This window comes from Klebsiella sp. LTGPAF-6F (assembly GCF_001753185.1).
Classification (GTDB): domain Bacteria; phylum Pseudomonadota; class Gammaproteobacteria; order Enterobacterales; family Enterobacteriaceae; genus Klebsiella; species Klebsiella michiganensis.
Genome location: NZ_CP017450.1, coordinates 5,697,311 through 5,716,276 on the forward strand (window position 1 = coordinate 5,697,311; position 18,966 = coordinate 5,716,276).

Sequence of the window (18,966 nt, forward strand, 5' to 3'; positions counted from 1 at the left end):
ACTCTCAAATCGGTACCCCTTGTATGCTAAATCCGTCCTCACGTCAAACACCTGAAACGTGTTTAGCATGAAAAACCCGCTTAATGCACTGCCAGAATACGTGGAGTGATGAAGACAACCAGTTCACGTCGTTCGTTATCCTTACCGTCACGGCGAAATAACTGACCAAGCCAGGGGATGTCGCTAAGGAGAGGAATACCATCGCGAGACGTTTTATTTTTCTGCGCAAAGATCCCGCCTAACGCCAGGGTCTCGCCGCTTTTCATTTCAACCTGCGTTTCTATTTCTTGTTTATCGATAGCCAGCGCTTCACCATTTTCCTGTTTGAGCACCTGGCCCGGCGTATTTTCGCTAATCCTGAGTTTTAAACGCACGCGATCGTGATGCAGCACCGTCGGCGTCACCTCCATCCCCAGCACCGCCTCTTTAAACTCAACGGAGGTCGCCCCGCTTTCGCCGCTGGAGACCTGATAAGGTATCTCGCTGCCCTGCTTAATGCTGGCGGGCTGCATATGGGAAGCCAACAGCCGAGGGCTGGCGATAATGTCCACCTGCTGCTTCTGCTCAAGCGCGGAAAGTTCCAGCTCCAGAAGCCGCCCGCTGATGCGGCCGATGTTAAACCCGGCCCTCGTGCTGGCATCCCCTACCGCCAGGTTGCTGCTCAAGGTGGTTAATTTACCGGAGCCCGGCGGGCTGCTGGCGTCGGCCAGGCTCCACTTAACGCCCAGTTCGCGCAGGCTGGTTTCGCTCATTGAGACGATGTGCGCCGCCAGCTCAACCTGGCCGACGGGCACATCCATCTCCCGGGCCCACGCTTTTAACGCCGGGAGGTGCCGGGCATCATCACGAATCAACAGGCGGTTGGTTCGCTTATCGACCATCATATGCCCGCGAGCGCTCAGCAGTTTTTCACCCGCCTTCGCCAAATCTTCTGCATCCGCATAATGCAAGGTCACGCTATGCCCCTGCAAAGGAAGGTTCTGCAGACGCTTTGCTTTTTCCGCTTCCAGCTGCAGCTGCTGCGCCTTTTGCCACGCCTGAGTGTGCACGTACAGGACCGAACCTTGCTGAGTCAGGGCCAGACCGGCGCTGTCGATAACCGAGCGCAGCGCCTGTAACCAGGGCACCTCCTTCAGATGAAGAGATACCGTACCGCTGACGTCAGGAGCCACCACGAGATTTTTTTGCTTCAGCTCCGCCAGCGTTTGCAGTACCTGGGACACCGGCGCATCATCGACGACCAGCGACACGGGAAGATCCTTTTTGGCCGCGACGACCATCAGCGGCAGGAGCAGAAACAGCAGGCTTGTCCATCGCATTATTCTTTATTCCCTTTCGCAGCCAGACCCACTGTGCGGGTTCACACCCAGGACCGGTTGATATTGTCATTTTCTCTGGCGTCAGGCGCGTCACCCGCCAGCCCGTGGGCAAAATCGCCTCCGCCCTCACGCGACGCCATTTCCCGGCGCTATCCTGCACGATACCCATAAGCGCCAGCGAATCGCCGATAGCACCGCCGTAGCGCCACTGGCTAAGCTGCGCCGTCCGGCAGCGGTCCACCGGGGGCTGGAACGGATCGCGCTCTTCAGCCAGCAGCGGGAGCGGGAACAGCAGCCAACACCACCATTTAAGGCGCATCTTCCGCCTCCAGATGCAGGGTCAACCGTAACGCCTGCTTTTCCGGCTGCAGGGAGAAAGCCGTAGCGCGCATCCCGCAGCGAGCCAGCCAGGAAAAGAGCGCGGGCACCGCTTGCCAGTCAACCGCCAGCTGCATCTCGCCTGCGGAGCCCCCTGGCCGCCAGGCGATAAGCGTCGCCCCGGCAATAGGAAGATCAATTGGCGTAAAAACCTGGGTCGCGTCTTCCTCCATGCCGGCGGTCTGTAAAGCGCTACGCAGCGGCAGCAGTTTTCGCCACTGCGCCTGTACCTGCGGCGAGCGCCCCGCCGGCGTTTCGGCCTTGAGAGGCAGCAGTAGCCAGAACCCGATTACGGCGATGAGGACCAGAGCGACGGATATCATGAACAGATATTTGCGCCCCGTCAGCCAACGTTCAACGTCCCACTGCATTGTCGTCCTCTTCGGCCATGGAGAAGTGAAATAACCAGCGCCCTTCGCTGTCGCGGTGCGTTTCTCCCGCCTTTGGCGGACGCAAGCCGGCAACGCTCCCCAGCGCCTTTTCAAGCTCAGCCAGCCCCTTTAGATGCAACGTGAGTCCGCTCAGTACCAGGGTATTCTGTCGGTATTCCAGCAGCGTTAACCAGGCGTGCTCCGGCATACGCGACGCTATCGCCTGTAACGTTGGCTGCCAGGCGGCGGTTCTCTCGCGCCGCAGATAGCGCAGGCGCCGTTGTTCCTGCTGCTGCAGGCGCTGGCGCATGGCGCGTTCACGCTGCTGTAATGCGCTATAAAGCAGGTCATCAGCGCTTATCCTCGCCGTTTCAAGCGAGTGGCTGGCCCGTTTGTTGAGCCGTGAGGCGAGGATCGCCGCAAGCAGAATAAGCAGCAAACCCACAATCAGCAGTCCTGCCATCCGCAGACGTTGCCGTCGACGCGTTTCGCGCCAGGGAAGGAAGTTAACGATGTGGCTCATGGCTGACCCGCTCCCAGCGCCAGGCCGAGGGCAACGGTAAAGCTATCGCCACGGGCCGGGAGCGGGGGCTGCAGGCGATGAATGACGCTCCATGCGTCAAAATTCTGGCCGTCGAGCGAGGCAGAGGTGCAAAGGCGAAACTCTCCGGCGTTCACCCGGGAAACCAGGCCGGGAAAAGAGGGTACGTCGCTGCATGGACAGCATCCCCAGCTATCAGCGGTCGCCCAAAGCCAGCTCGCTTCGTCACGCCACGCCAGCCCCTGAACCTCGACGGGCAGCCAGGGGAAAAAGGCGCCAAGCGCGCTGGCGTCCGGCACAATTCCGACCACCTTCAGCTTAAGGCGGCTTGCCAGCTGGCCGAGGGCGTTAATATCCAGGCGCTGCGCGGCGGTGACCCGCCAGCCATCCACCGCTCTGGCGTCCACATAATCGACGCAGAGCGATGACGCGGGCATTTCCAGCTGCTGCGCCATCGCGCTGGCGATCCAGGTCGCCTGCTCGCTTTCTCGTAATGAAATCTGCGGGCGCGGAAGCTGCTTTTGCAGCGTTCGCGCCGCCGGGAAGGCAATACACGCCTGATGCTGCAAAGGCAGCTCCCGCCGCCAGGGCTGCAGCTGGCGGGCCAGCGACTCAACGTCCACCACGATGCCCTGCCGCACGGTGCCGGGCATCAGCGGGATACTCCACCAGCGACGTAGCGCCCAGCGTGAACGCTCGAGTAATAACGCGACGATAGCAATATGGTCCTGCTGAATATGCATTCCTATGCGCCAGTTTCTAAAAGCCATGCCTACGATCTCCTTATCCGCCGATATGCTTCGCTATATCAATGCTCCAGGCTTGCCTTTATACTACTGCGCGTTTGTTTATAAACTGCCCAATGAAAACTAAATGAGAAATCTCCGGTGAAGTTCGTAAAGTATCTTTTTATCCTTGCAGTCTGTTGCGTACTGCTGGGAGCAGGCTCGATTTTTGGTCTCTATAAATATATAGAGCCGCAGCTCCCCGACGTCGCAACCCTGAAGGATGTGCGCCTGCAGATCCCGATGCAGGTCTATAGCGCGGATGGCGAGCTGATTGCGCAATATGGCGAAAAACGCCGTATTCCCGTCACGCTGCAGCAAATGCCGCCTGAGCTGATAAAAGCGTTTATCGCCACCGAAGATAGCCGTTTTTATGAGCATCATGGCGTTGACCCGGTCGGGATTTTCCGCGCGGCCAGCGTCGCGATGTTCTCCGGCCACGCCTCGCAGGGCGCCAGTACGATTACTCAGCAGCTGGCGCGCAACTTCTTCCTGAGCCCTGAGAAGACGCTGATGCGTAAGGTGAAAGAAGCCTTCCTCGCGATCCGCATCGAGCAGTTGCTCAATAAAGATGAAATCCTTGAGCTGTACCTGAACAAAATCTATCTTGGCTACCGCGCCTACGGCGTCGGCGCGGCCGCGCAGGTCTATTTTGGGAAATCCGTCGACCAGCTTACGCTGAGCGAAATGGCGGTCATTGCGGGCCTGCCTAAAGCGCCGTCGACGTTTAACCCGCTCTACTCCATGGATCGCGCAACCGCCCGCCGCAACGTTGTTCTCTCACGGATGCTGAGCGAAGGCTACATCACGCAGTCGCAGTACGATCAGGCGCGTAGCCAGACGATTGACGCCAGCTACCATACGCCGGAAATCGCCTTCTCCTCCCCGTATCTTAGCGAAATGGTGCGTCAGGAAATGGTCAGCCGCTACGGCGAGCAGGCTTATGAAGACGGTTATCGCGTCTACACCACCATTACCCGTAAAAATCAGCAGGCCGCCCAGCAGGCGGTGCGGAATAACGTGCTGGATTACGACATGCGCCACGGCTATCGCGGCCCGGAAAAGGTGCTGTGGAAGGTGGGCGAAACGCCGTGGGATAACCAGAAAATCCTCGATACCCTGAAAAAAACCCCGAGTACCGGACCGCTCTCTCCGGCGGTAGTCACTTCGGCAAGCCCGCAGGAAGCCGTCGCACTCATGAGCAACGGCACCTCGGTGTCGCTGAATATGGAAGGCGTCCGCTGGGCGCGTCGGTTTATCTCTGATACCCAACAGGGCGCCACGCCGCGTAAAGTGAACGATGTGGTGCAGGCCGGGCAGCAGGTGTGGGTCCGTCAGGTGGGTAGCAGCTGGTGGCTATCGCAGGTGCCTGATGTCAACTCGGCGCTGGTATCGATCAACCCGCAAAACGGGGCGATCATTGCGCTGGTCGGCGGCTTCGATTTCAACCAGAGCAAGTTCAACCGCGCGACTCAGGCGCTGCGCCAGGTCGGTTCTAACATTAAGCCGTTCCTCTACACAGCGGCAATGGATAAAGGCTTAACGCTGGCGAGCATGCTCAACGATGTGCCGATTTCCCGCTGGGATGCCGGCTCCGGCTCCGACTGGCGGCCAAAAAACTCTCCGCCGCAGTATGCGGGCCCTATCCGCCTGCGTCAGGGGCTGGGTCAATCAAAGAACGTTGTCATGGTTCGCGCGATGCGCGCCATGGGTGTGGACTACGCGGCAGAGTATCTTCAGCGCTTCGGCTTCCCGGCGCAGAACATCGTGCGGACAGAATCGCTGGCGCTGGGCTCCGCGTCTTTCACCCCGCTTCAGGTTGCTCGCGGCTATTCGGTGATGGCTAACGGCGGTTTCCTGGTCAGCCCTTATTTCATCAGCAAAATCGAGAACGATCAGGGCGGCGTCATTTTTGAAGAGCGGCCAAAAATTGCCTGCCCGCAGTGCAATATTCCGGTGATTTATGGCGATACGCCGAAGTCCGATGTGCTCGAGAACAAAGACGTTGAGGACGTAGCGACCTCTCAGGACCCGCAAAACCCCGGCGTTCCTCCGCAGCCGCAGCTGGCGCAGGCGAACCAGTCGCTGGTGGCGCAAAGTGGCGCACCCGAGTATGCGCCGCACGTGATCAACACCCCGCTGGCGTTCCTGATTAAAAGCGCCCTGAACACTAATATTTTCGGCGAACCGGGCTGGATGGGCACCGGCTGGCGAGCGGGGCGCGATCTGCAGCGTCACGATATCGGCGGCAAAACCGGGACCACCAACAGTTCAAAAGATGCGTGGTTCTCGGGCTACGGCCCTGGCGTGGTGACGTCGGTATGGATTGGCTTCGATGACCACCGTCGCGACCTTGGCCGCACCACCGCCTCCGGGGCAATCAAAGATCAGATATCGGGCTATGAAGGCGGCGCCAAAAGCGCTCAGCCGGCCTGGGATGACTTTATGAAAAACGTGCTGCAAGGCGTACCGGAAGAACCGCTTACGCCGCCGCCGGGTATTATTACGGTCAACATTGACCGCAGTACCGGTCAGTTGGCCAGCGGCGGTAACAGCCGCGCTGAGTACTTTATTGAGGGCACTCAGCCTACCCAGCAGGCGGTTCATGAAGTCGGCACCACCATTACCGATGGCGGGGGGGAAACCCACGAACTGTTCTGACAAAAAAAGCGCCTGCGGGCGCTTTTTTTTGGCTGACGGAAAACCGGTTGTAGATATCGTGCCACGGCTGGCGCCTTTACCACGACCTACCGCAACGGCTCCGTAAGGCCCGCCGTGGGGCATTTTTCGTTATCCGGGAGTGACGCTACAGCCGCCCCTGCGCCTGCAGCCATTCGCGCAGCAGGAACAGCGCGCTAACGTTACGCGCTTCGTTAAAGTCTTCTTCATCAAGCAGCGTCATCAGCTGCGACAGCGGCCAGCGAACCTGGGGCAGCGGCTCGGGCTCGTCGCCGGGCAGCGATTCCGGATAAAGATCTTCCGCCACCAGAATGTTCATCTTGCTGGAGAAGTAGGAGGGGGCCATGCTCAGCTTTTTCAAAAACGTCAGTTTTTGCGCGCCAAAGCCGACCTCTTCTTTTAGCTCGCGGTTGGCGGCCTCCAGTACGCTTTCACCCGGATCGATCAGGCCTTTTGAGAAGCCCAGCTCATAGGATTCCGTACCGACAGCGTATTCGCGAATCAAGATTATATGGTCATCGACAATCGGCACAATCATCACGGCTTCACGGGTAGAAGGCCGCATCCGTTCATACACTCGGCGCACGCCGTTGCTGAACTCGAGGTCCACGCTTTCAACATTAAAAAGGCGCGAGCGCGCGACTGTTTCAACGTTGAGAATAGTGGGTTTTTGTAATGATTTGCTCATTGTCATCGGTCTATGCTGTGATTACAGCGGCCATTGTGCGATACGCAGCACGGTTTCGGCAATCCTAATCGCTACTAATTTACATAGTTGCAACTTTCCCGTCCCGAGCCCGATTATCACAATGACTAAAAAGTCAATAGGTTGAATAGTATTTGAGAATATACTGATTCCTGGATTTTAACGTTTTTGATAAGGTTGTATGCTGCTGCTTTGCATAAGAGATGTTCCCGCTTTAACAGAGTGCCGATTGCGACGGCTGTTTTACCTCCATTGATGAATGGCAACCGACGATACCAGTAAGAAAAGAATAACTATGATGGGATGGGCATGGGCACCTTTCTGATATTTTTGATAGCTCTGCTAATCTGCGCATTGCTTATCGGGTGGTGGTATCGCACGCATGCAAGACGTCGTCGCCTGCCGCTGCTGCAGGCCTTTAGCGATGCCGCGACGCGCAAGCTTTCCGATGAAGAGCGCAGCGCCGTAGAAAAATACCTCGACCGTCTCAGCCGCAACCAGCAGCTGCCGGCATCAGGCGCCAGCAGCGCGCCGGTAAACCTGACCCTGAACGAACAGAGCGGCACCGTTTATAGCGTCACCCGAGCCATCACTCGCTACGGCATCACCACCGACGAGCTCAACAAATGGCGCTACTTCCTTGATTCCGTTGAAATTCATCTTCCTCCCTTCTGGGAACAACACATCAATGATGAAAACAGCGTCGAATTAATCTCCACCGATAGCCTGCCGCTGGTGATTGCTCTCAACGGGCAAACCCTCAGCGACTACCCGCACGAGTCCCGAGGGTTGGCGCTTGAAAAATCCTCCGTGCCTCAGGCTTCCATCCGCGGAGAAGAGAGCGAACAAATTGAGCTGCTGAACATCCGCCCGGAAACCCCTGAAGAGCACGCGCTCAGCCGCCCTGACGGTCTGCGCGAAGCCATCCTGGTGGTCACCGCTTTCCTGCTGTTTTATTGCAGCCTGATGACTCCCAACGTTTTTTCCCCCTGGCTACTGGGCGGCGGGTTGCTTCTCCTGCTTGCGGGCATATGGGGTATTTACGCCCCCCCACGTAAAACATCGCTGCGGGAAATTCACTGCCTGCGCGGCATGCCTAAACGCTGGGGGCTGTTTGGTGAAAACGACCAGGAACATATCAATAATATTTCCCTCGGCATTATCGATCTTATCTACCCGCGCCACTGGCAGCCGTGGATCGCGCAGGACCTCGGCCAACAAACGGATATCGACATCTATCTTAGCCGCCACGTTGTCCGCCAGGGGCGCTTCCTGTCGCTGCATGATGAGGTCAAAAACTTCCCGCTTCAGTACTGGCTCCGCAGCGCGATTATCGCCCTGGGCGCGCTGCTGGTCGTCGTGATGCTGTGGGCCAGCGTACCGCTGAATATGCCCTTTAAATTCACCCTTTCATGGCTCAAGGGCGCACAAACTATCGAAGCCACGACGGTTGCCCAGCTGGAGAAGTCAAAGATTCGCATCGGCGACACGCTGCGCCTGAAAGGCACTGGAATGTGCAACATCCACTCGCCGGGCGCCTGGACGGCAAAAGAGAACTCGCCGTTTATGCCGTTCGATTGTTCACAAATCGTCTGGAATGATGCCCCTCCCCTGCCGCTGCCGGAGTCAGATATCGTCAGTAAGGCCACCGCCCTGATGCAGACCGTTCAGAGACAGCTCCATCCCGAATCCGATGACGATTCGCGCGTCAGCCCGGCGCTGCGTTCCGCCATTCAGAAGTCAGGCATGGTGCTGCTGGATGACTTTGGCGATATCGTCACCAAAACTAACGACCTGTGCTCTGCGAAAGACGATTGCGTTCGTTTGAAGAATGCGCTGGTTAACCTCGGTAATACCCGCAACTGGGAAACCCTGACCAAACGCGCAAACGCGGGCAAGCTGGATGGCGTCAACGTCCTGTTACGCCCGGTAAGCGCGGAGTCGCTGGAGAATCTGGTCACCACCTCCACCGCCCCGTTCATCAGCCGTGAAACCTCGCGCGCGGCGCAGGCGCTGAATAGCCCGGCGCCCGGCGGTTTCCTGATTGCCAGCGATGAAGGCAGCGACCTGGTGAATCAGCCATGGCCAGGCACCGGGTTATACGACTTCCCTGCACACCAGCAGTGGAGCGAACTTCAGCGCCTGGCGGGCATGTTAATGCACACGCCGTTCCAGGCAGAAGGCATCGTCACCAATCTTTATACCGATGCCAACGGGACGCAGCACATCAACCTGCATCGTATTCCCGATCGCACCGGTCTGTGGCGCTATCTCGGCACCACGCTGCTGCTGCTGACCATGCTGGGCTGTACGGCGTATCACGGCCTTCAGGCTTTTCGTCGCTATCAGCGCCATCGCCAGCGTCAGGAAGAGATTCAGAAATACTACGAAAGCTGCCTGAATCCGGATCTCCTTTCCTCGCCGGACCCGCAAGAATAATTCTCTGCGCGACCGGGTATGATACCCTGTCGCGCAATTTCCCCCTCGCTGGAGACCCACCATGCATTTTGATATCGCCTGGCAGGAGGTTGATACCGTTCTGCTGGATATGGACGGCACGCTGCTCGACCTCGCCTTCGACAACTACTTCTGGCAAAAACTGGTGCCGGAAACCTGGGGCGCCGCGCGGGGTCTCAACCTGCAGGAAGCCAGGGACGCGATGCGCCAGGAGTACCACGCGGTGCAACATACGCTAAACTGGTACTGCCTGGACTACTGGAGCGAGCGCCTTGGTTTGGATATTTGTGCGATGACCAGCGAGCAGGGGCCAAGGGCCGCGCTGCGTGAAGATACCGTGCCGTTCCTCGAGGCGCTAAAAAACAGCGGCAAACGGCGGATTTTGCTGACCAACGCCCATCCGCATAATCTGGCGGTGAAGCTAAAGCACACCGGGCTGGATGCACACCTTGATTTATTGCTTTCCACCCACACATTTGGTTATCCGAAAGAAGATCAGCGGCTGTGGCACGCCGTGGCTGAAGAAACCGGCTTCGACGCGCGTAATACGCTCTTCGTCGACGATAACGAGGCGATTCTGGACGCGGCGGCGGAGTACGGCATCCGCTATTGCCTCGGTATCACCAACCCCGACTCCGGGCTGGCGGAAAAAAGCTACGCTCGCCATCCGGGGTTGAATGACTACCGGCATCTGATCCCCTCGCTGACCCTACAGGAGAGGCCATGAAAGAAAAACCCGTCGAAGCCGTCAGGCTGGACAAATGGCTGTGGGCAGCCCGCATTTATAAAACCCGTGCGCTGGCGCGCGAGATGATTGAAGGCGGCAAGGTGCACTATAACGGACAACGCAGTAAGCCGGGCAAAGTGGTCGAGCTGAACGCGACCCTGCTGCTTCGCCAGGGTAATGACGAACGAACCATCGTGGTAAAGGGCATTACCGAACAGCGCAGACCCGCCAGTGAAGCCGTCGCGCTTTATGAAGAGACGGCGGAGAGCATCGAGAAACGCGAGAAAATGGCGCTGGCGCGGAAGATGAACGCGTTAACCATGCCGCATCCCGACAGGCGACCGGATAAGAAAGAGCGCCGCGACCTGATGAGATTTAAACACGGCGATAGTGAATAACTGTGGCCCGCAAGAGAGATGATTATGACTCAACACGATCAATTACACCGCTATCTGTTTGAAAACTATGCCGTACGCGGTGAGCTGGTAACCGTTTCAGAAACTTTAGAACAGATTCTGACCAACCATAGCTACCCGCAGCCGGTGAAAACCGTGCTGGCGGAACTGCTGGTTGCCACCAGCCTGCTGACCGCCACGCTGAAGTTCGCCGGCGATATTACCGTTCAGCTGCAGGGCGATGGCCCGCTGTCGCTGGCGGTGATCAACGGCAACAACCAGCAGCAGATGCGCGGTGTAGCCCGCGTCCAGGGCGAGATCCCGGAAGGGGCGGACCTGAAAACCATGGTCGGTAACGGATATCTGGTCATTACCATCTCTCCGGAAGAGGGCGAGCGCTATCAGGGCGTGGTCGGTCTCGAGGGGGATACCCTTGCGGCCTGCCTCGAAGATTACTTCCAGCGCTCCGAACAGCTGCCGACCCGACTGATCATTCGTAGCGGTGAACACGACGGTAAACCGATGGCCGGCGGCATGCTGCTGCAGGTTCTGCCGGCGCAGGACGCACAGGCGGCGGATTTCGAACATCTGAGCACCCTGACTGAGACCATCAAAGCTGAAGAGCTGTTTACCCTGCCAGCGAACGATGTGCTCTGGCGCTTGTATCACGAAGAAGAAGTCACCGTTTACGAGCCGCAGAACGTCGAGTTTAAGTGCACCTGCTCTCGCGAGCGCTGCGCCGGCGCGCTGAAAACGCTGCCGGATGAGGAGATCGATAGCATCCTGGCCGATGAAGGTGAAATCGATATGCACTGCGACTACTGCGGTAATCACTACATCTTTAATGCGATGGATATTGCCGAAATTCGTAACAACGCCTCCCCGGCCGACCCGCAGCTCCACTAATCATCGCTTCGCCAGGCGCGGTTTCCCTTTTCGCGCCTGGCGTCAACGCTTTTTCTGCGCGTGGTGAATCGATTCCCCATGAAAGAGTTACGTAATTTTCTTTCAGGTAAGCGATTACATTCACATTTCAACAGTTTTTTTAATTACTTTTTAACCATTAAGAAACATCTACCCCCAACTATGCCCCAATTCCTGAGATAATCCCCTACGCCTCGTGACAGGAGTCACAACGTTTTTCGTAAGTCCGCCGTTTGTCGAGATACGTAAATCTATGAGCCTGGTCGCGGTCTATACCCCGTAATAAACCCTACAATTTAAAGCAGTACATATTGGCTAAGGAGCAGTGACATGCGCGTTAATAATGGTTTAACCCCGCAGGATCTCAAGGCTTATGGTATCAATGACGTCCAGGATATCGTTCATAACCCCAGCTACGATACTTTGTATGAAGAAGAGCTCGCCCCCAATCTGGAAGGCTATGAACGTGGCGTATTAACAAATCTTGGTGCAATCGCCGTAGATACCGGTATTTTTACCGGCCGTTCTCCAAAAGATAAGTATATCGTTCGTGATGACACCACCCGCGATACGGTGTGGTGGGCTGATAAAGGCAAAGGCAAGAACGACAACAAGCCGCTCTCTGAGGAAACGTGGCAGCACCTGAAGGGGCTGGTGACCCGCCAGCTCTCCGGCAAGCGTCTGTTTATCGTTGACGCCTTCTGCGGCGCCAACGCCGACACCCGCCTGAGCGTCCGCTTTATTACCGAAGTCGCCTGGCAGGCGCATTTCGTGAAGAACATGTTTATCCGACCAGGCGATGAAGAGCTGGCAAACTTCAAGCCGGACTTCATCGTGATGAACGGCGCCAAGTGCACCAACCCGCAGTGGAAAGAACAGGGTCTGAACTCCGAGAACTTCGTCGCGTTCAACCTGACCGAGCGCATTCAGCTCATCGGCGGCACCTGGTACGGCGGCGAAATGAAAAAAGGGATGTTCTCGATCATGAACTACCTGCTGCCGCTGAAGGGCATCGCCTCCATGCACTGCTCCGCCAACGTAGGGGAAAAAGAGGATGTCGCCATCTTCTTCGGCCTTTCCGGTACCGGCAAGACCACCCTCTCTACCGATCCGAAACGCCGTCTGATTGGCGATGACGAACACGGCTGGGATGACGACGGGGTCTTCAACTTCGAAGGCGGCTGCTACGCCAAGACCATTAAGCTTTCCGAAGCCGCAGAGCCGGATATCTACCATGCGATTCGCCGCGATGCGCTGCTGGAGAACGTGGTGGTGCTGGCCGACGGCACCGTCGATTTTAACGACGGTTCGAAGACCGAAAACACCCGCGTCTCTTATCCGATCAACCATATCGAGAACATCGTTAAGCCGATCTCTAAGGCCGGTCATGCCACCAAGGTTATCTTCCTGACCGCCGACGCCTTTGGCGTCCTGCCGCCGGTTTCTCGCCTGACCGCCGACCAGACCCAGTACCATTTCCTGTCTGGCTTCACCGCCAAACTGGCGGGTACCGAGCGCGGCGTCACGGAGCCGACGCCAACCTTCTCCGCCTGCTTCGGCGCGGCGTTCCTGTCGCTGCACCCGACGCAGTACGCGGAAGTGCTGGTGAAGCGCATGCAGTCGTCCGGCGCGCAGGCCTATCTGGTCAACACCGGCTGGAACGGTACCGGTAAACGTATCTCTATCAAAGATACTCGCGCCATTATCGACGCCATTCTTGATGGTTCGCTGGACAACGCCGAAACCTTCACTCTGCCGATGTTTGAGCTGCAGATCCCGACCGAGCTTCCCGGCGTGGATACCCATATCCTTGACCCGCGCAACACCTACGGATCGCCGGAGCAGTGGCAGGAGAAAGCGGAACAGCTGGCGAAGCTGTTTATCGAGAACTTCGAGAAGTACACCGATACGCCGGCGGGCGCTGCGCTGGTGGCCGCGGGGCCGAAACGCTAATCGGGTCCGCAGAAGTAAAAGACCACCTTCTGAGAAGGTGGCTTTTGAGAATGCCCCCTGTAAGGGGGGCTATTGTCACCTTCCGCTGATTACTCTAGCAATTCCATCTGCTGTTCATACGTTTGTTCCGTTTTCTCCTGATGCCTCACATATCGTCTGATAATTTCTTCATTCACTCCCACCGTATCGACAAAGTAGCCTCGCGACCAAAAATGATTCCCCATAGCTTCTTCCTGATATGTGGAAAACGGTTATAAAGCCTGATGGCACTGCGTCCTTTTAGATGGCCCATCAGAGTTGATATCGAGATCTTTGGTGGAATGATGACGACCAGATGTACATGATCGGGCTGAACATTTAGCTCCAGAACCTCACAATCCTTTATTCCACAGAGGATATAGATCGTCCTGTACAGCTCCTTACCCAGCTTATCTTTCAGGATCCTGAATCGGTACTTGGGTGTCCAGACTATGTGGTATTTGCAACGCCAATATACATGTGATGAACTCCTGTAAAGTCCCATGTCGGTTTGTCTCCTTTTACTTGTGGTGAGTAAGCAGAGATATTCCGACATGGGCATTCTTCAGGCTAAAGCCTTACAGGAGCAATCACCACCTCCCTAGGAGGTGGTTTAGGGATGACAATGAAAAAGCCGGGAATCGCTTCCCGGCTTTTTTATCGCGTTGACATCACGCTGGCTTCTTCTTACTCGCCGCCTTGCGCCGCTTATCCAGATCCTTAAGCAGCTTATTCACCTGCTCATCGGCAAACATCGCCTCGAGGGTGGTGGAGAGCTTGCGACGCCAGTTTGGATACTCCGTGCTGGTGCCCGGAATATTGACCGGCTCGGCCATCTCCAGCCAGTCTTCCGGCTGCAGGCCCAGCAGGGCGCTGTTGCTGTCGGCAATATAGCGCTGCATTCCACGATTGAGGGTCGACGTCATCGCCATCAGCGACGCTTTGTGCCCGGTACGCTTCGGCAGACAGCCGTAGCGGTGCAGAGCGTCCAGCAGCCCCTGCTTCGCCCGCTCGCGGTCCTGATACAGTCCGCGCAGTACCACCGCATCCGGATACAGGCCAAGCGATTTACCCAGCGTCAGGTCGCCGCTTTCCCAGTAGCCGCGCAGCGTTGGCAGGTCATGCGTCGTAGCCACAGCCATTGATTGCTCCGGATACGCCTTCGGCGCACGGAAAGTCTTCTCGTGGTCATTTTCGAAATAGAGCACTTTGTAAGAGTAAACGCCGCTTTTACGCAGCTTACCGACGATCTCTACCGGTACGGTTCCCAGATCCTCGCCGATCACCATACAGCGATGACGCTTACTCTCCAGCGCCAGAATCGACAACAGATCGTCGACCGGATACTGCACATAGGCGCCGTGATCGGCCGTTTCACCGTAAGGGATCCACCACAAACGCAGCACCGACATCACGTGATCGATGCGCAGCGCCCCGCAGTTTTGCATGTTGGCGCGCAGCAGTTCGACAAACGGCTCATAGGCGCGCGCCACGATGATATGCGGATCCATCGGCGGCAGGCCCCAGTTTTGTCCCAGCGGGCCCAGGATATCCGGCGGCGCGCCGACGGAAGCTTTCAGGCAGTACAGCTCGCGATCGCACCAGGTTTCCGCCCCGCCTTCCGCAACGCCCACCGCCAGGTCGCGATACAGGCCGATCGGCATGGCGTCGTTCTGGCTGGTATGCCAGCATTCGGCAAACTGAGTGAAAGCGAGCCACTGCAGCCACAGGTAAAAATTCACCTCATCGGCGTGTTCGGTGCAGAACGCTTTAACCTCCGGGCTATCGGTATCCTGATAAGCCTTCGGCCACGCGGGCCAGCCCCAGCGCAGCGGATCCTGCTTAACCTGCCAGGCGTGCAGCGCGTCAAACGCCGCCTGCCAGTACAGGCTTTCCCCCTCGCGCGCCACAAACTGACGGAACTCCGCCGTCGTCTCATCGTTACGTGCGGAAAAACCTTTCCAGGCCATGCGCAGCGCAGTGAGCTTAAGGGCGGTCACGGCGGTATAGTCAACATCATCGGTCTGACGCGCGGCCTGTAGGGCCTGCTGCGTAGCCGGTGATTGCCACCATTTCTGCGCTTCTTTGCTGTGTCGGAAATCCTCTACCGCATTGACGTCTATATAGATAACGTTGAGCCAGCGGCGCGAAGAGGGGCTGTACGGACTGGCGCTCTCCGGATTAGCCGGATAGAGCGCGTGAATCGGGTTAAGCCCGATAAACGCACCGCCGCGGCGGGCGATTTCCGGCAGCATCGCGCGTAAATCGCCGAAGTCGCCAATCCCCCAGTTCTTCTCCGAGCGCAGCGTATACAGCTGTACGCAGGTTCCCCACAGCTTCTTGCCATCCTTCAGCGCCTGCGGTTCGTAGCAGCGCGCGGGCGCGACGATGACCCGGCAGTGCCAGCGGTCGCCGTCCTGAGTCAGCGTCAGCGTGTGGTACCCTTCCGGCAATCTTGCCGGCAGCGGCAGCGTTTCACCGCCGCGCGCCTGGCCCTGATACTGTTTCCCTTCTTCGGTGGTGAGGATCCAGTGGAACTCCCCCTGGCCCGCCACCGGCAGAGACATCTTTTTGCCGTAGGTGAACACCTGCACCGCAGGCAGCGGGTTAACCGCCGCCTTCACGGCGCTCGCTGTACGATGCATCGCATCAAGCAGCCGCTGCTTGGTCACCGCAGCAATGGACTGCGGCTTTCCATGAGCGTTGATGTAGCTTGGGCTTATTCCCGCCGCCAGGGCAGCGTTATCAAGGCGTTTAGTCTCCATAGGCCTGTCCTTAGCGTTTTGCCTGCCAGATACGTTGCTGATAATCGCGAATCGAGCGGTCGGAGCTGAACATGCCGCAGCGCGCGGTGTTCAGGATCGCTGCGCGCGTCCAGGCCTCCTGGTCGCGATACAGCGCATCAACCTGCTTCTGCGCCGCCACGTAGGCTTCAAAATCCGCCAGCACCAGGTACGGATCGCCGCCTTTCAGCAGGCTATGCAGCATCTGGTCAAAGGCATGCTTATCGCCATCGCTATATTTGCCGCTCTCCAGCTCTTTCAGCACCGCGTCCAGCAGCTTGTCTTTCTTACGCCATTTCAGCGGATCGTAGCCTTTGGCCTTCAGCGCTTTCACTTCTTCCACGGTATGACCGAAGATAAAGATGTTTTCGTCACCCACCTGCTCAGCGATTTCCACGTTCGCCCCGTCCAGGGTTCCCACGGTCAGCGCGCCGTTCAGCGCCAGCTTCATATTGCCGGTACCGGAGGCCTCTTTACCCGCCGTAGAGATCTGCTCGGAGACATCCGCCGCCGGGATCAGCATTTCCGCCGCCGAGACGCAGTAGTCCGGCAGGAATACCACTTTCAGCTTATCGCCAACCAGCGGATCATTATTGATCGCTGCGGCAACCTTGTTGATCGCCCAGATAATATTCTTCGCCAGGTAGTAGCCCGGCGCCGCTTTCGCACCGAACAGGAACACGCGCGGTACGCGGTCCGTCTGCGGGTTCTCGCGGATTTCTTTGTACTGCGCGAGGATGTTCAGCAGGTTGAGGTGCTGACGTTTGTACTCGTGCAGACGTTTAATCTGGATATCGAAAATCGCCTGCGGATTAATCTCGATACCGGTACGCCGCTTCACAAACTCCGCCAGACGAACCTTGTTGGCCAGCTTAATGTCGCGATACGTCTGACGGAACTTAGCGTCATCGGCATATTTTTCGAGGTTGATCAGCTGGTCGAGATCGTTGGCCCACTCTTTCTTCAGGGTTTTATCCAGCAGCGCGGCCAGAGCCGGGTTGCACTGTTTGATCCAGCGGCGCGGGGTAATACCGTTGGTGACGTTATGGAATTTATTCGGCCACAGCTGGTGATATTCCGGGAACAGATCTTTCACCACCAGGTCGGAGTGCAGCGCGGCAACGCCGTTAACCGCAAAGCCGCTCACCACGCACATGTTCGCCATGCGAACCTGTTTATCGTGCACCACCGCCAGTTTCGCCCATACCTGCTTATCGCCCGGCCAGGTTTTATCCACCAGCGTTTTAAAGCGGTCGTTAATCTGTTTGATGATCTGCATGTGGCGCGGCAGCAGCGCTTTCACCAGCTTCTCATCCCAGCACTCCAGCGCTTCCGGCATCAGGGTGTGGTTGGTATACGCGAAGGTTTTGCTGGTAATCGCCCAGGCGTCGTCCCAGCTCAGCTGATGCTCATCAATCAGCACGCGCAGCAGTTCCGGAATCGCAATCGTCGGGTGAGTATCGTTAAGCTGGATGACTTCATAATCCGCCAGCTCCGCCAGCTTGCGGCCCGCCAGATGATGGCGACGCAGAATATCGGCAACCGAGCAGGCGCACTGGAAGTACTGCTGCATCAGACGCAGTTTTTTACCCGCCTGATGGTTATCGTTCGGGTAGAGAACTTTCGTCAGTTTTTCGGCGTCAATGCCCTGCTGTTCGGCACGCAGGAAATCGCCGTCGTTGAATTTAGTCAGGTTAAACGGATGCGCGTGCTTAGCCTGCCACAGGCGCAGCGGCTGAGCCACGTTGTTGCGGTAGCCCAGCACCGGCAGATCCCAGGCTTCGCCGGTAATCACGAATGCCGGTACCCACTCACCGCTTTTGGTCACTTTACCGCCGAGGCCAACCTGCACGTCCAGCGCTTCGTTGTGGCGGAACCACGGGTAGCTATTACGCCCCCAGTCATCCGGCGCTTCCATCTGCTGGCCGTCAGCGAAAGACTGGCGGAACAGACCGTACTGGTAGTTCAGGCCGTAGCCGGTCGCCGACTGGCCAACGGTAGCCATTGAATCAAGGAAACAAGCCGCCAGACGGCCAAGACCGCCGTTGCCCAGACCCGGGTCGATTTCCTCTTCCAGCAGGTCGGTCAAATTAATGTCGTGGGCCTGAAGCTCATCGCTGACCTGCTGATACCAGCCAAGGTTAAGCAGGTTGTTGCCGGTCAGGCGACCGATCAAAAACTCCATGGAGATATAGTTTACGTGGCGCTGCCCTTCGGCCGCTTTCGCTACCGGCTGAGCCGACAACAGCTCGGACAGCGCACCGCTAACGGCGCGCCACCACTGACGCTGGGTCATCTCGGAAGCGGACTGTAAACCAAAATGCTGCCACTGACGCGTCAGTGCAGCCTGAAACTGAGCTTTGTTAAAAGAAGTCTGTGACATAAGTAATCCGGGTCCTTTACTAAAACGTTAGCGTTAGTGTGCCGACCTCCCGGAGTCACGTCCTCATCCCGCCAGGGATTAGCCGGGGAGGAGTAGCAGGGATGAGCGAAAAGTGTGATCGTGGCCACTATTACGTTAGCCTACCGGCCAAAATTATGCTGCAAAATTCGCCATACCGGAACAACAAACCGGCCCGCCTGGCGCTCAAAATTTTGTTACAAGCCAGGACGATAAAAGCAAGCGAAACGCCGTTGTGTAAATATCGACAAATAAAAGTAAATATCAGGGGAATAAACGTACTTTAATGTAGAAATAGCTCAAAAGGATGACTTATAAGATTTCGCTGATAATATTTTATTAAAAACAAACAGCTACTAATTTTGTAATAAAACATTAGCTTATTGTGTCTGTAACCTGCGCAATCCCAACAACCGCGCACGCTGACGCGGATTTCTGTGAATTTATCTCTATGTCCAAATTTGTGACATAGAGCAAATTCAAGAGCATAAAACTCGGACATAACTTGCAATAAAATTCATTATGGCCG

The 18,966-nt window shown here is 57.1% G+C and carries 14 protein-coding genes and 1 pseudogene; 6 read left to right on the top strand and 9 right to left on the bottom strand.

Annotated features, from left to right (window positions below):
• Window positions 1-80: 80 nt before the first annotated feature.
• Genes hofQ through BJF97_RS26815 form a run of 5 tightly spaced genes read right to left on the bottom strand, consistent with a single transcriptional unit; the run spans window position 81 to window position 3,379 of the window.
• Complete coding sequence (hofQ, locus tag BJF97_RS26800; RefSeq protein ID WP_032719989.1) at window positions 81-1,322, bottom strand: DNA uptake porin HofQ; 1,242 nt, start codon at window positions 1,320-1,322, stop codon at window positions 81-83.
• Window positions 1,231-1,638 (bottom strand): HofP DNA utilization family protein, encoded by a 408-nt coding sequence (locus tag BJF97_RS33145; RefSeq protein WP_014839685.1) that lies wholly within the window; start codon window positions 1,636-1,638, stop codon window positions 1,231-1,233. The genes hofQ and BJF97_RS33145 overlap by 92 nt, the downstream gene beginning before the upstream one ends.
• The gene (locus BJF97_RS26805; protein ID WP_032693743.1) at window positions 1,628-2,068 is read right to left on the bottom strand and encodes a HofO family protein; all 441 of its coding nucleotides are present in this window, start codon (window positions 2,066-2,068) and stop codon (window positions 1,628-1,630) included. The genes BJF97_RS33145 and BJF97_RS26805 overlap by 11 nt, the downstream gene beginning before the upstream one ends.
• Window positions 2,052-2,591 (bottom strand): PilN domain-containing protein, encoded by a 540-nt coding sequence (locus tag BJF97_RS26810; RefSeq protein ID WP_014227060.1) that lies wholly within the window; start codon window positions 2,589-2,591, stop codon window positions 2,052-2,054. Before BJF97_RS26810 ends, BJF97_RS26805 begins: the two co-directional genes overlap by 17 nt.
• Window positions 2,588-3,379 (bottom strand): hypothetical protein, encoded by a 792-nt coding sequence (locus tag BJF97_RS26815; RefSeq protein ID WP_032693744.1) that lies wholly within the window; start codon window positions 3,377-3,379, stop codon window positions 2,588-2,590. The genes BJF97_RS26810 and BJF97_RS26815 overlap by 4 nt, the downstream gene beginning before the upstream one ends.
• A 117-nt stretch (window positions 3,380-3,496) precedes the next feature.
• Here BJF97_RS26815 and mrcA point away from each other — a divergent pair, with 117 nt between their 5' ends.
• On the top strand, window positions 3,497-6,055 hold the full coding sequence (gene mrcA, locus BJF97_RS26820; RefSeq protein WP_009654857.1) for a peptidoglycan glycosyltransferase/peptidoglycan DD-transpeptidase MrcA: 2,559 nt from the start codon (window positions 3,497-3,499) through the stop codon (window positions 6,053-6,055).
• Between the two features lie 145 nt (window positions 6,056-6,200).
• Here mrcA and nudE read toward each other — a convergent pair whose 3' ends face one another.
• Window positions 6,201-6,761, bottom strand: coding sequence for an ADP compounds hydrolase NudE (nudE, locus tag BJF97_RS26825; protein WP_004854946.1), 561 nt, complete (start codon window positions 6,759-6,761; stop codon window positions 6,201-6,203).
• 327 nt (window positions 6,762-7,088) lie between these two features.
• On the opposite strand from nudE, the gene BJF97_RS26830 reads away from it, so the two are divergent.
• The 5 genes from BJF97_RS26830 to pckA all read left to right on the top strand — a co-directional run bounded on the left by BJF97_RS26830 (window position 7,089) and on the right by pckA (window position 13,235).
• Complete coding sequence (locus tag BJF97_RS26830) at window positions 7,089-9,218, top strand: intracellular growth attenuator family protein (protein ID WP_032693745.1); 2,130 nt, start codon at window positions 7,089-7,091, stop codon at window positions 9,216-9,218.
• A 61-nt stretch (window positions 9,219-9,279) separates the two neighbouring features.
• The gene (yrfG, locus tag BJF97_RS26835; protein ID WP_004854954.1) at window positions 9,280-9,963 is read left to right on the top strand and encodes a GMP/IMP nucleotidase; all 684 of its coding nucleotides are present in this window, start codon (window positions 9,280-9,282) and stop codon (window positions 9,961-9,963) included.
• Window positions 9,960-10,361, top strand: a complete 402-nt coding sequence (gene hslR, locus BJF97_RS26840; protein ID WP_014227064.1) for a ribosome-associated heat shock protein Hsp15 — start codon at window positions 9,960-9,962, stop codon at window positions 10,359-10,361. The genes yrfG and hslR overlap by 4 nt, the downstream gene beginning before the upstream one ends.
• An 18-nt stretch (window positions 10,362-10,379) precedes the next feature.
• On the top strand, window positions 10,380-11,264 hold the full coding sequence (hslO, locus tag BJF97_RS26845; protein WP_160741635.1) for an Hsp33 family molecular chaperone HslO: 885 nt from the start codon (window positions 10,380-10,382) through the stop codon (window positions 11,262-11,264).
• A 348-nt stretch (window positions 11,265-11,612) separates the two neighbouring features.
• A complete protein-coding gene (gene pckA, locus BJF97_RS26850; RefSeq protein WP_032693746.1) occupies window positions 11,613-13,235 on the top strand; it encodes a phosphoenolpyruvate carboxykinase (ATP) in 1,623 nt (540 codons plus the stop codon).
• Window positions 13,236-13,324: 89 nt separating this feature from the next.
• Here pckA and tnpA read toward each other — a convergent pair.
• From tnpA to malP, 3 genes and pseudogenes are all read right to left on the bottom strand, one after another.
• Window positions 13,325-13,758, bottom strand: a pseudogene (gene tnpA / locus BJF97_RS26855) (IS200/IS605 family transposase).
• 166 nt (window positions 13,759-13,924) lie between these two features.
• Window positions 13,925-16,018 (bottom strand): 4-alpha-glucanotransferase, encoded by a 2,094-nt coding sequence (malQ, locus tag BJF97_RS26860; protein WP_014227067.1) that lies wholly within the window; start codon window positions 16,016-16,018, stop codon window positions 13,925-13,927.
• Between the two features lie 10 nt (window positions 16,019-16,028).
• The gene (gene malP / locus BJF97_RS26865; protein WP_009654839.1) at window positions 16,029-18,419 is read right to left on the bottom strand and encodes a maltodextrin phosphorylase; all 2,391 of its coding nucleotides are present in this window, start codon (window positions 18,417-18,419) and stop codon (window positions 16,029-16,031) included.
• Between the last annotated feature and the right edge of the window lie 547 nt (window positions 18,420-18,966).

Excerpts from the sequence above, each read along its gene's own strand:
- BJF97_RS33145 (WP_014839685.1), bottom strand. The coding sequence starts at position 1,638 with ATGCGCCTTAAATGGTGGTGTTGGCTGCTGTTCCCGCTCCCGCTGCTG.
- BJF97_RS26805 (WP_032693743.1), bottom strand. The coding sequence starts at position 2,068 with ATGCAGTGGGACGTTGAACGTTGGCTGACGGGGCGCAAATATCTGTTC.
- BJF97_RS26810 (WP_014227060.1), bottom strand. The coding sequence starts at position 2,591 with ATGAGCCACATCGTTAACTTCCTTCCCTGGCGCGAAACGCGTCGACGG.
- BJF97_RS26815 (WP_032693744.1), bottom strand. The coding sequence starts at position 3,379 with ATGGCTTTTAGAAACTGGCGCATAGGAATGCATATTCAGCAGGACCAT.
- nudE (WP_004854946.1), bottom strand. The coding sequence starts at position 6,761 with ATGAGCAAATCATTACAAAAACCCACTATTCTCAACGTTGAAACAGTC.
- BJF97_RS26830 (WP_032693745.1), top strand. The coding sequence starts at position 7,089 with ATGGGCACCTTTCTGATATTTTTGATAGCTCTGCTAATCTGCGCATTG.
- yrfG (WP_004854954.1), top strand. The coding sequence starts at position 9,280 with ATGCATTTTGATATCGCCTGGCAGGAGGTTGATACCGTTCTGCTGGAT.
- hslR (WP_014227064.1), top strand. The coding sequence starts at position 9,960 with ATGAAAGAAAAACCCGTCGAAGCCGTCAGGCTGGACAAATGGCTGTGG.
- hslO (WP_160741635.1), top strand. The coding sequence starts at position 10,380 with ATGATTATGACTCAACACGATCAATTACACCGCTATCTGTTTGAAAAC.
- pckA (WP_032693746.1), top strand. The coding sequence starts at position 11,613 with ATGCGCGTTAATAATGGTTTAACCCCGCAGGATCTCAAGGCTTATGGT.
- malQ (WP_014227067.1), bottom strand. The coding sequence starts at position 16,018 with ATGGAGACTAAACGCCTTGATAACGCTGCCCTGGCGGCGGGAATAAGC.
- malP (WP_009654839.1), bottom strand. The coding sequence starts at position 18,419 with ATGTCACAGACTTCTTTTAACAAAGCTCAGTTTCAGGCTGCACTGACG.